The 12,486-nt window shown below is 60.1% G+C and carries 9 protein-coding genes, 1 tRNA gene and 1 other annotated feature; of the genes, 9 read left to right on the top strand and 1 reads right to left on the bottom strand.

What is annotated here, in order from left to right:
- The first annotated feature begins 76 nt into the window (after positions 1–76).
- From pdxS to GTO89_RS16165, 9 genes are all read left to right on the top strand, one after another.
- Entirely contained in the window at positions 77–964 is an 888-nt protein-coding gene (gene pdxS / locus GTO89_RS16205) for a pyridoxal 5'-phosphate synthase lyase subunit PdxS (RefSeq protein ID WP_161263146.1), read from the top strand.
- 31 nt (positions 965–995) lie between these two features.
- Entirely contained in the window at positions 996–1,598 is a 603-nt protein-coding gene (gene pdxT, locus GTO89_RS16200; RefSeq protein ID WP_161263145.1) for a pyridoxal 5'-phosphate synthase glutaminase subunit PdxT, read from the top strand.
- A 105-nt stretch (positions 1,599–1,703) separates the two neighbouring features.
- On the top strand, positions 1,704–2,570 hold the full coding sequence (locus tag GTO89_RS16195; protein ID WP_161263144.1) for an alpha/beta fold hydrolase: 867 nt from the start codon (positions 1,704–1,706) through the stop codon (positions 2,568–2,570).
- A gap of 51 nt (positions 2,571–2,621) precedes the next feature.
- Positions 2,622–2,841 (top strand) — a binding site (T-box leader).
- A 99-nt stretch (positions 2,842–2,940) separates the two neighbouring features.
- Positions 2,941–4,104, top strand: a complete 1,164-nt coding sequence (locus tag GTO89_RS16190) for a pyridoxal-phosphate-dependent aminotransferase family protein (RefSeq protein WP_161263143.1) — start codon at positions 2,941–2,943, stop codon at positions 4,102–4,104.
- Positions 4,105–4,106: 2 nt separating this feature from the next.
- Positions 4,107–5,687 carry a phosphoglycerate dehydrogenase gene (gene serA, locus GTO89_RS16185; protein WP_161263142.1) on the top strand — a complete coding sequence of 527 codons (1,581 nt, stop codon included), beginning with the start codon at positions 4,107–4,109 and terminating at the stop codon, positions 5,685–5,687.
- A gap of 165 nt (positions 5,688–5,852) precedes the next feature.
- Positions 5,853–7,127 (top strand): serine--tRNA ligase, encoded by a 1,275-nt coding sequence (gene serS, locus GTO89_RS16180; RefSeq protein ID WP_161263141.1) that lies wholly within the window; start codon positions 5,853–5,855, stop codon positions 7,125–7,127.
- Positions 7,128–7,410: 283 nt separating this feature from the next.
- Positions 7,411–10,407, top strand: coding sequence for a diguanylate cyclase (locus GTO89_RS16175; protein WP_161263140.1), 2,997 nt, complete (start codon positions 7,411–7,413; stop codon positions 10,405–10,407).
- Positions 10,408–10,591: 184 nt separating this feature from the next.
- Positions 10,592–11,092 carry a RidA family protein gene (locus GTO89_RS16170; RefSeq protein ID WP_161263139.1) on the top strand — a complete coding sequence of 167 codons (501 nt, stop codon included), beginning with the start codon at positions 10,592–10,594 and terminating at the stop codon, positions 11,090–11,092.
- A 133-nt stretch (positions 11,093–11,225) separates the two neighbouring features.
- Positions 11,226–11,315 (top strand) — tRNA-Ser (locus GTO89_RS16165).
- Between the two features lie 248 nt (positions 11,316–11,563).
- Here the strand turns inward: GTO89_RS16165 and GTO89_RS16160 are convergent.
- Positions 11,564–12,486: copper amine oxidase N-terminal domain-containing protein (locus GTO89_RS16160; RefSeq protein ID WP_268894714.1), on the bottom strand; the 923-nt coding region annotated here is incomplete at its 5' end.

The following is a 12,486-nucleotide window of genomic DNA, read 5'->3' as shown; positions in this document are numbered from 1 at the left end:
AAAATTATCATTCGGGGCGACCCCCGGCGCGGGAGGCTAAAAGGGTGCCCAATTACGCGCAGGAGGGAATTTACGAATGACAACGGAAAAAGGAACCTGGACCGTCAAAAAAGGCCTGGCCGAGATGCTGAAGGGCGGCGTCATCATGGACGTCACCACGCCCGAGCAGGCGAAAATCGCCGAGGAAGCCGGCGCTTGCGCTGTCATGGCGCTGGAGCGCGTGCCTGCGGACATCCGCGCTGCCGGCGGCGTCGCCCGCATGGCCGACCCGACGGTGGTCCTGCGGATCATGGACGCCGTCACCATCCCGGTCATGGCCAAAGCCCGCATCGGCCACTTCGTCGAGGCCCAAGTGCTGGAGTCGCTGGGCATCGACTACATCGACGAGTCGGAAGTGTTGACGCCGGCTGACGACCTGTTCCATATCAACAAAAACGACTTCAAGGTGCCCTTCGTCTGCGGCGCCCGCAACCTGGGAGAGGCCCTGCGGCGCATCGGCGAAGGCGCGGCCATGATCCGGACCAAAGGCGAGCCCGGCACCGGCAACGTGGTGGAAGCGGTGCGTCATGCCCGCCAGGTCATGAGTGAGATCCGCAAACTGTCCACCCTGCCCAAGGAAGAGCGCATGTCCTTTGCCAAGGAGATCGGCGCGCCCTATGAACTCGTCTGCCTCGTGGCCGAAGAAGGCCGCCTGCCTGTCGTCAACTTCGCCGCCGGCGGCATCGCCACCCCGGCCGACGCCGCCCTGATGATGCAACTCGGCGTCGACGGCGTCTTCGTCGGTTCGGGCATCTTCAAATCGGGCGACCCCGTCCGCCGGGCCAAAGCCATCGTGGCGGCGACGACCCACTACAACGACCCGAAGGTGATCGCCGAGGTGTCCAAAGACCTGGGCGAACCGATGGTGGGCATCGAGATCCCGACCATCCCGGCGGAACAGCGCATGCAAGAGCGCGGCTGGTAACCGGTCGCGTCGCATGTCGGAAGAAAAAGCCATGAGCGAAAAACAAGCCTTCACGATCGGCGTCTTGGCGATGCAGGGCGCCTTTCGGGAGCATGAACAGATGCTGCAGTCCCTCGGCTGCGCCGCCGTCCAGGTGCGCCAGCCCGAGCAACTGGACGAACTGGACGGCCTGATCCTGCCCGGCGGCGAGAGCACCACCATCGGCAAACTGATGGCCGATTTTGGCCTCGACACCGCCATCCGGGAGCGGGCGGCCCAGGGGATGCCCCTCTGGGGCACCTGCGCCGGCCTGATCCTGCTCGCCCAGCGAATCGAACGGTCCGAGCAGAAGCGGCTGGGACTGATGGACATCACCGCTGTGCGCAACGCCTTTGGCCGCCAGGTCGACTCCTTTGAGATCGGCCTGGCGATCCCGGCCATCGACGCCGGCGGCGAGAGCGCCTATCCCGCCGTCTTTATCCGCGCGCCCTACATCGCCGAAGCGGGGCCTGACGTGCAGATCCTGGCCCAACATGAAGGCAAGACGGTGCTGGCCCGCCAGGGACATCTCCTGGCGTCGGCCTTCCATCCGGAGTTGACGAAGGACAACCGGATGCACCGCTATTTCCTGGCGATGGTGGCCGAACAGGCCTAGACCGACAGGTCGGGCCGCCTTTTGACGTGAAAGCCGGCTTCCGTGAGAACGCAACCCCTCACGGGACTCCCTTTTCCCGAGGTTTCCGTATCGAAAGGAGAAACAATGGCTACCGCAATCGCTAACGGCGTTCGCCTGCACTATGAGGTCTATGGCCCCGAAGGGGCGCCGGCGCTCTTGTTCACCCATGGCGCCGGGTGGGATCACCGGCAGTGGCTGCCCCAGGTGGAGCCCTTCTGCCGCGACTACCGCGTCATCCTCTGGGATGTGCGGTTTCACGGCCGTTCGGGTTGTTGCGACCTGGTTGAGTTGGACGACTTCAGCCGCGACCAGGTGGCGCTGCTGGATCACCTCGGCATCGAGCGCGCCGTTCTCATCGGCTGCTCCATGGGGGGGCATATCTCCCTGCGGACAGCCATCCTGCATCCCGAGCGGGTGGCGGCCCTCGTCCTCATGGGCACCCCGGTGACGAGCGCCTACAACTGGCGAAACCGGTTGGCCATCACCCTGCAGGCGCGTTCGCTGAAGCGGTTTTTCAGCGAGCTGATCGACGTGTCCCTGCAGGGCTTCTCCTTTTTCTTTTACGGACTGACGTTGCGCTTTGCCTCCATGGAAAAGATCGCCCGCATGCACGCCAAGGGGCTCAGCCTCTTCCATCCGGAGTTGGAGGAGTACTTCTACCGGGTGACGGTGCAGCAACCGAAAGAACGGTGGAACCTGATCTGGGAGATCGCCTGCCGCATGGAGACGCTGGCCGACCTGCCGAAGGTGACCTGCCCCACCATGGTCCTCGAAGGCGACGCCGAGTGGATGATGCGACGGCAACACCGCTTCATCTGCGAGGCCATCCCCCAGGCCTGTCACCGGCTGATCGACGGCGCCGGCCATGCCACCAACCTGGACAATCCCGAGGCGGTCAACGGCTGCATCGACGGCTTTTTGAGAGAGGCGCAAATTTTTAACATGAAATGACTTGCCAATCGGCAACACCTGTGCTACACTCCATGATAACGTCGAACCTCGATAGAAGCGAAGACGGGGAACAGTAATCGGCACAACGGTTCAGAAAGTTGGCGGTCGCTGCGAGCCAACCCGATTTGTCCGGTGAATTTCCACCCCTGAGCTGGCGGCGATGAGCCGTCCCGGTCATGTCCGTTACGCATGTTGAGCGGGCCTTTTTGCGGATATTTCGAAGAAAGGTCAAGCAGGGTGGCAACACGGGTACTAACCTCTCGTCCCTGACAGTAGTGTCAAGGAACGAGGGGTTTTTCTATTTCCCCCCAGTCATCTTCGGTAATGGTCTGGAGAACGGCCCGTAGAACAAAAGGAGGAGCGCTTCTTCGTGCAAGAAAAAGAAACCCCCATGCTGCCGGGATCGACGCCCGTGCCGCCACGGCTCCTGCGGGCGTTGTCCGAACCGCTGCTCAATCAACGAGGATCGAGTTTCAAAGCCCTCATTGACGATGTCACCGACGGCGTCAAGTACGCCTACCAGACGAACAACGACGTCCTCATCCTGCCCTCCTCCGGGACAGGCGGTATGGAAGCGGCCATCGTCAACTTCCTTTCTCCCGGCGACAAAGTCCTCGCCCTATCCATCGGCGCCTTTGGCGATCGCTTCGCCACCATCGCCCAGACCCACGGCTGCATCGTCGACAAGGTGGACTTCCCATGGGGCGCCGCTGTCGACCTGCAGGTGGTTCGCGAGAGGCTGGCTGCCGATGTGCATAAGGAATACAAGGCCATCCTCGTCACCCACAATGAAACGGCCACCGGTGTCTGCAACGACCTCCAAGGCCTCGGCCAAGTCCGGGGCGACCACCCGGCCCTGATCCTCGTCGACTCTGTCTCCGCCCTCGGCGTCATGGAGGTCAAAACCGACGAGTGGGGCCTCGATGTCATCGTCACCGCTGCCCAAAAGGGCTTCCTTATCCCGCCGGGCGTCTGCTTCGTCTCCGTGAGCCCCCGCGCCTGGGCGGCCTACGAGCGGTCGACGTCGCCCAAGTTCTACTGGGATTTGGGCTCGGCGAAGAAGTTCCTCGAGAAAGGCCAGACCCCGGTCACCCCGGCCATCCCTCAACTCGCGGGCTTGCGGGAAGCCCTGAAGCTCTTCCAGGAAAAAGGCCTGGACCACATCTTCGCCAAGCAGATCTACCTGCGGGACATCACCCGCGCCGGCGTCAAAGCCCTGGGGCTGAAACCGCTGGCCGACGACGCCGTCGCCTCTGCCGCTGTCACCGCCGTCTGGGCGCCGGCCGGCATCGAGGCCCGGGCGATCAACCGCAAGATGCGCGAAGACTACAACGTGGTGCTCGCCGGCGGCCAGAAGAAGCTGGAGAACAAGATCTTCCGCATTGGCCACCTCGGGTACGTACAGCACCTCGATATCCTGGCCACCATCGGCGCCCTGGAAATGACCCTCAAGGAACTGGGCGTGCCGATTGAACTCGGCAGCGGCGTCAAGGCCGCACAAAATGTGATCATGTCAAGAAAGGGGTTACTCTAACCATGCGCGTGCTTGTATGCGACCCGATTTCGGAAAAAGGGATTGACGTCCTCACCTCGGCCGGCGATGTCGCCGTCGACGTAAAACTGAAACTGACGGAAGACCAGATCGTCGAGATCATCGCCGATTATGAAGCTGTCGTCGTTCGTTCCGAAACGAAAATCACCAAGCGGATCATCGAGGCCGCCGACCGGCTGAAAGCCATCGGCCGGGCCGGCGTCGGCGTCGACAACATCGACGTAGAGGCCGCCACCCTAAAAGGCATCGTTGTCGTCAACGCCCCCGAAGGCAACACCATCGCCGCCGCCGAACTGACGGTGGCCCACATCCTGGCCATCGCCCGCAACGTGGGCGCCGCCAACATGTCCCTGAAAAACGGTCGGTGGGATCGCAGCAAGTACACCGGCATTGAATTAAAAGGCAAGACCCTGGGCATCCTGGGACTGGGGAAAATTGGATCGGAAGTGGCCAAGCGCGCCCGCGCCTTTGACATGACCGTCATCGCCTACGACCCCTATGCCTCCGTGGAAAAAGCGAAGAGCCTCGGCGTCACCGTCACCGACCTGGACAGCGTCTTCCGCCAGTCCGACTTCATCACCGTCCATATGCCCAAGACGAAAGACACCTATCGCATGATCAGCACGGAGCAGTTCGCCATCATGAAAGATGGCGTCCGCCTCGTCAACTGCGCCCGCGGCGGCATCATCGACGAAGAAGCCCTGTGCCAAGCCATCGAGTCGGGCAAAGTGGCCGCCGCCGGCATCGACGTCTTTGAAAAAGAGCCCTGCACCGAAAGCCCCCTCTTCGGCCTTGACAAGGTCACCGTCACGCCCCACCTGGGCGCCTCCACCAAGGAAGCCCAAGTCAACGTGGCCATCGACGTGGCCTACGACATCCTGCGCGTCCTGCGCGGCGAAGCCGTCAGCGCCGCCGTCAACATCCCGGCGGTCAAGCAGGAGATGATGGCCGTCTTCCAACCCTACCTCAACCTGGTGGAGAAGATGGGCAGCTACCTCGGCCAGAACATCGGCAGCCGCATCGAAAAGGTGGGCATCACCTTCAAAGGCGACGTGGCCAAGTATGACGTGACCCCCCTGACGACGACGCTGCTCAAAGGCCTGCTCAAGCACGCCCTCGAAGAGTCCGTCAACTACGTCAACGCCCCCCATGTCGCCAAATCGCGGGGCATCAAGGTCATGGAAGCCAAGACCCCCGACGTGCAGGACTATGCCGTCCAGATCTGCGTCGTCGTCGAGACCGACCAGGGCAAACACCAGGTCTCCGGCACGCTGCTGCGGAACAAGCCCCGCTTCGTCCGCATCGACGAATACGACATGGATATGGCCCCCGAAGGCCACATGCTCGTCGTTCCCCATACGGACAAACCGCGGATCATTGGCCAACTGGGCACGATCATCGGCGAACATAACGTCAACATCGCCGGCATGCACCTGGGCCGCAAGGACTTCGGCGGCATCGCCCTCGCCATCCTCAACGTCGACGGCCCTGTGCCCGACGTCGTTCTGGCCGACCTGGCCAAGATTGACGGCGTCTGTGGCGTAAAATACGTCAACCTCGGCTGATTTGCCTTGCGGCGGAGCCCTCTGGCTCCGCCTGCGCCAACCCCTCGCGCACGGCCCCGGCAACCCAGCGGCCTGCGGCATGAGAAGCCACTGTGGCCGACCCATACGGGCCGGCAGGCGGACTGCCCGCAGGCCTTCTCTATTCTGATCCGGGAGGGATCCCCTTTGCTGGATACTAAATTTGTCCGCGCCAATCCCGAGGTGGTCCAGGAGGCCCTGCAAAAGCGGGGCGCCACCATCTCGCTCGATGATTTTCTCGAACTGGACCGCCGCCGGCGCGCCCTGGTGGTGGATGTGGAAAACCTGAAAGCCCGGCGCAACGCCGTATCCGCCGAGATCGCCCGCAAGAAAAAGGCCAAGGAAGACGCCGAGGACATGATCGTGGAGATGCGCCAGGTGGGCGACCAGATCAAAGGCCTCGATGAGGAACTGGCCCAGATCGAACTGGATATGGACAACCGGATGCTCTTCATCCCCAACATCCCCCACGCCTCTGTCCCCGTCGGCACGTCCGAAGCGGACAACGTGGAGGTGCGCCGCTGGGGAAGTCCGAACAGCTTCGACTTCCCCATCAAAGCCCACTGGGACCTTGGCGAGGACCTGAACATCCTCGACTTCCAGCGCGGCGCCAAGATCTCTGGCGCCCGTTTCACCGTCTACAAGGGCCTCGGCGCCCGGATCGAGCGGGCCGTCATCAACCTGATGATGGACACCCACGCCCAGCGCGGCTACACAGAAGTGCTGCCGCCCTATCTGGTCAACCGGCAGTCCATGCTCGGCACAGGCCAACTGCCCAAGTTCGCCGAAGACATGTTCGCCGTCACCGGCACCGACTACTACCTCATCCCTACGGCGGAAGTGCCTGTGACCAACCTCTACGCCAATGAGATCATGGACGCCGACAACCTGCCCATCTACCACTGCGCCTACTCGGCCTGCTTCCGCGCCGAAGCCGGCGCCGCCGGCCGGGACACGCGCGGCCTTATCCGCCAGCACCAGTTCAACAAGGTGGAACTCGTCAAGTTCGCCCGCCCCGACAACTCCTACGCGGAGTTGGAGAAGCTGACGAACGACGCCGAGCACATCCTGCAGCTCCTCGGCCTGCCCTACCGGGTGATCACCCTCTGCACCGGCGATATGGGCTTCTCATCGGCCAAGACCTATGACATCGAGGTCTGGCTGCCGAGCTTCGCAACGTACCGGGAGATCTCCTCCTGCTCGAACTTCGAAGACTTCCAGGCCCGGCGGGCCAACATCCGCTTCCGGCCGAATCCGAAAGCGAAGCCCGAGTTCGTCCACACCTTGAACGGTTCCGGCCTCGCCGTCGGGCGCACCGTCGCCGCCATCCTGGAAAACTACCAGCAGGCCGACGGCAGCGTCATCATCCCCGACGCCCTTCGCCCCTACATGGGCGGCGTCGACGTGATCCGGCCGCAATAGGACCTGCCGGGATCACCGCCGACAGGCCCGGCGATTTGAGCGTCGCGCCAGGCAAAAGACAACCATCCCCGTTCCCCCGACTTTCAAAGAGTCTCCTCTTCTGGGGACTCTTACTTTATGGGCACAGGAGGATTTAAACGGTTCGTGCCGAAAAAATAGTATTTATCCACTTATACAAATGCATCTTTCTGACAGACCATTTCGCGGGTGTACACCCTGAAAATAGCAAGCGCAGGATGATCGCGCAGGGGACTTTTTTCTGGCTGAAACGGAGGGGGCTCTATTGCATACGCTGGCGTCCCTCGCAAGTAGGGAATTGGCAACATTGCAGGGGGAGGCGCTGCTGGCTGACGCCATCACGCTGATGAGCGACAAAAACATCAGCAGCGTGCTGGTGGCGCGCGGTCTCGCTGTGGTCGGCATCATCACCGAACGGGACCTGGTCCGGCTGGTCGCCACCGGCGTTGACCCGATGAAAACAACCGTTGAGGCGGTCATGACGGGCCAACTGGTTCATTTGCCGGAAACAGTGCCGATCGATGAGGCCCTGTATGTCATGGAAAAGGAAAAAGTCCGCCACTTGGTCGTCACAGGCGTTGATCCCGCTTGCGCCGTCGATGAACCGGGCGTCGAGTTGTACCGCAAACACCAACTCCGCGCCGATGACAAGGGGATCCTCTCGGCCAAAGGGATCATCACCTATACTGATGTGGTTCGCAAGCTGGAAGAAGAGTTTTTCAAAAAGCCGCTCACTGTCTCCGATTGCATGTCCACGTCCTTGCACCGGATCGACGTGAACTCGGCCATCCGGGCCGCCTTTGTCATCATGAACGACCAGCGCCTCAGTTCCCTCCTCGTCGATCGGCAGGGCAAGACCGTCGGCATCCTGACCGAGCGGGACGTGGTCCGCTTCGTGCGCAGCGGCGAAAGCCTCGATAACCGTGTCGCCGAGGTCATGAGCCCCTCGCCGATGACCGTCTCCCAGGACGTGTCCCTTTTCGAGGCGGCCCGCATCATGGAACAGCACCGCATCCGCCGCCTGCTCGTGCGCGATCCCGAGGGGCACATCTGCGGCATGGTCAGCCACTCTGACATCGTTCGGGCCGTGCGCAAAAACTACCGCGCCGTTCTCCAGGGGGAGGCGGCCCGCAGCCGCAAAGCCCTCAGCCAGATCGGCGAAGGCGTCGCCGATCTGGACGGCAACAGCTTTCGCGTGCTTTGGATCAATTCATTGGGCGCCGACATGCTGGGATTGAACAGCTGCGCCGAAGCCCTCGGCTGGGAATTCACCGGCTTTTTGGACGCCAAAGGAGCCGAGCAACTGCACCGTGACTTCATTCAGCGGACGCCTCGCGACGCCGTCTACTGCACGGCGGCGCTGCCCAAGCCGGGGGAGCGCCACCTCTGGCTCTCTTATGAGATGATCCGCGACTTCCGAGGCGGCTCGTGCATTCGCGTCGTCTTTCGCGACATCACCGCTCTGGCCAGCGCCCAGGAGAAGCTGGAAGCGGAAAAAACACGGTTGCAGATCAGCTTTCACGCCTCCCGGGAGGGGATCCTCATCCTCACCGAGAAGGGTCGCCTGATCGAGTGGAACCGGCGCGCCCGTGAGCTCTTGCGCCTGCCGGACCGGGCCGATTTGACATTGACGGTGGGAGAGTGGCGCCAGGAAGTCCGGATCCTCGATGAGACGGGGCGCCTTATCGGTTCCAGTGAAGACCAATTCCAAGCCTTTCTCGAAACGGGACAAGCCGTCTACGACCAACTCTTGCGTTTCCTCTTCCATGACGGCAGCAGCCTGTGGCTGATGGTCTCGGCTTCCCCTGTGCTCACCAGCCGTTGCATCATCGTCACCCTCTACGATGTGACCGCCCGCAGGCAAAAGGAACTGGAGATCCAGCGCTCGGAAAAGAAATACCGGACCCTGATCCACAACCTGACTGAGGCGGTCCTCCTCCTGACGCCGGCGGGCGACGTGCTCGATCTCAACCCGGCGGCGCGGGAGATCCTCCAGATCACGGAAGATCAGCCCTTGCCCCATCCCCTGGCCGAGTTCTACTGCACCTTTGTCGACCGCGATGGGCGGCCCATCCCGACGGAGGAGATCGCCCGCTGGGAAGGCACGCGCCGCAAAGCGCCCTTCAAAGACCGGGAGATCGGCATCATCACTGGCGATCGGATCTACTGGGGCGTTCTCACCCAGACGCCGACCTTTGGCCAAGACGGCGCCGTCGAGTCGATGATCGTCACCTTCAACGACCTCACCGAATATATGGAAAGCAAACGCCAGGAGGAACTGCTCCTGACCTGCTCCATCGACTTCGCCCGGGCGACGACGGAGGATGAGGTCTACACCATCCTGGCCCACTACCTGCGCCGTCTCGGCCGCGCCAACGGCAAGCTGGACGCCATCTTGCTGCGGGCCGTGACCAACCCGACCCAGGGGCAGGCCCTCATCCAGTGGGCTGATTCGCGCTTTCACTTCAGCGGCGATTTCCAGCCGGCCCGTTGCAAGGCCTTTGCCTCGGGCGTCGACCTGATCGTCAAAGACGCCCGGATCGAGTACGGCTGCCCCGCCCATGAGATCAACGCCGACTCGGGCAGCTATTTTTGCACCAACCTCAGCGTCGCCGGCCAGGTCGTGGGCGTGTTGCACCTCTACAGCAGCAGTGCCGGCTTCTTTGACGACCAGACGGCGCGAGTCGTCCGCAGCCTCCTGGCCCTGGCCGCCCCGACGATCAGCAACATGCGGCTCATCGACCACAACCGCCGTCTCTCCCTGATCGATCCCCTGACGGGATTGCACAACCGGCGCTACCTGGAACAGACGATGGAATCGATGGTCGCTCAGGCCCACGACACAGATCGGCGCTTCAGCCTGCTCATGGCCGACATCGACCAGTTCAAAAAGTTCAACGACACCTTCGGCCACGACGCCGGCGACAAGGCCTTGCGGATGGTGGCCGCCAACGTGCGCAACTGCCTCCGGGAAGAGGACATCGCTGTCCGCTTCGGCGGCGAGGAGATCACCATCATCCTCATGGGCGCCACCAAGGACATGGGCGTCGGCATCGCTGACCGCATCCGCAAACGGATCGAACAGACCCCCATCGAGATCGGCGACGACCACATCCAGTACGTCACCCTCAGCATCGGCGTCTCCGCCTTCCCGGAAGACGGCAAGACCCTGGAGAAGCTGATCCAGCGGGCTGATGTGGCCCTCTACGAGGCGAAGCGACGTGGGAAGAACTGTGTGGCCGCCTTTGAGCGGGCGCAGTGACAGGGCGATAGGCTTGGCGAGAGGCAGAAATGACCGGATGAACGATCAGAGGTTTAGGCGTAATGTCATTGCAGGAAAAGGTTCCAACTGAGCAGGCTTTGTACAGGAAAAAGGGCCATCGGTGTGGAAAAAGGAACAGGCGCTCACATGGCGCAGTGACAAAACGTGAAGAGGGTGGAGTGGTATGCTGACGGTCATTCCCCAGGAGGAAGACAATCTCAACCCCTCAGTAGAAGAACGACTCAACGCCATGGGCCTCGAACTCCCGGAAGTCATCCCGCCGGTGGCCGCCTACGTCCCCGCGGTCCGGACAGGCAATCTCGTCTTTACGGCCGGTCAACTGCCCTTCCTGAAAGGTGTGCTGCTTCACACCGGCAAGGTCGGCGCCGACCTGACCGCAGAAGAAGCGGCCCGATCCGCCCGCCTCTGCGCCTTGAACTGCCTGGCCGCCGTCAAAGCCGTGATCGGCAGCCTCGACCGGATCGTCCGCATCGTCAAAGTGACCGGCTTCGTCAACGGCGCCGCCGGCTTCACCGGCCAGCCTGCCGTCCTCAACGGCGCATCGGAGTTCTTCAAGCAGGTCTTCGGCACCGCAGGCGAACACGCCCGTTCCGCTGTCGGCGTGGCTGAACTGCCGCTGAACGCGCCCGTCGAGGTGGAGATCATCGTTGAGGTGGAGGCGTAGGGGAAGGGGAAGCCATTCAACGGCTGAGCCTTCACTTTCCTTACCTGGAAAGGGAATCCCCATTGCCTTTTCGGAGGGTCTATGGTAATATAATTCACGTCTTTCCACCGGGGCGCAACGCTCCGGTGAATGCGGAGGGATGGCCGAGCGGTTGAAGGCGGCGGTCTTGAAAACCGTTGTAGGGGTGACTCTACCGTGGGTTCGAATCCCACTCCCTCCGCCATTATTCTAGATAGTATTTCCAGTCTAAAAGAGGAAGGCCGTAACCTATGAGAATTGATTATAGGTTTACGGCCTTCCGTTTTTTATATGCAGTTATAAGTTGATTCTGATTATAGTGTTTGTTTTATTGGTAGTAAGTTCAATCCGGCGAACATGCTTTACTACGTTTAGTGCTATAAATAATAGCTAATAAACTTAATTTATGCACGGCCACAAGATTTTTACACATGAGTTAGATGGGTTGATTAATTAAAATTGAGGGGGTCTGTTCATATAGTCTTGCGAATTGACATTTCCACTACCCGTACCAAGTGAGGTATCGGTTGTGGTTTTAGGAGTTGCCGGAGTTGGAAGTGAATCGCGATCCGGGGTTGCTACGGGACTGGAGGTGCCCCCCGATGTGCTCGGAGAATTATTAAAATTAGCATCTCTATCTTTGTAGCTTTGGGGGATATCTATCCCACTACTGTTTATTTCTCCCGTGCTTGGCGAAGTGGGTTTTGGGGTTGCCGGAGATTGGGATGATGAGGAGTTTGAATCTACATTAGTATTAGGAGAGCCCGTGGAACCGGATTCATTATTTTGGCTATTTTTTTGTTGAGTAGATGACGAATTGTTATCCGGAGGTAACGACCAGGTCTCAATCTCTTTAGTTTGTGTAGGTTTTTGCATGGAAGATGACGAGCTATAATCGGCAGGCAAGGAAGGTGTCTCAATTTCCTCAGTTTGTGTTGTCTTTTTTTCAGAAATGGGTAGCTTGTATGAGGGAGGTTCGGAAACTTGAGAATTTATGGATACTGTATGTGTATAAGAGTTCCAATTTACTTCAGCATCTAAGGCTTCACTAACAAAACGTAATGGTACTAATGTACGATCATTTATTACTCTTGGGGGAACATCTAGAATTATTTGTTTACCGTTTTTAAAAGAAGTGTAACTACCAACTTGCAGTTCAATGGTTGTATTTCCTTTCGAGGCAATTATTGGTTGCGTAATACCTTTCCATGTTAAATTGGCGCCCAACTCTTCAAAAATCGCTCGAACAGGTACTAAGATTCTTCCGTTTTCGATTATCGGAGGGACATCGAAGAATAGTTCTCTACCATCTAAAAGTACTTTAGGAGTTTGTAACGCATAGACAGTCGAAGAGTAAACAAAAATTAAAAATGTAA

Origin of the sequence: Heliomicrobium gestii, from assembly GCF_009877435.1 — a bacterium.
GTDB lineage: Bacteria > Bacillota > Desulfitobacteriia > Heliobacteriales > Heliobacteriaceae > Heliomicrobium > Heliomicrobium gestii.
The sequence above is the reverse complement of the archived record's forward strand: the minus strand, read 5'-3'. Positions and strand labels throughout refer to the sequence as shown.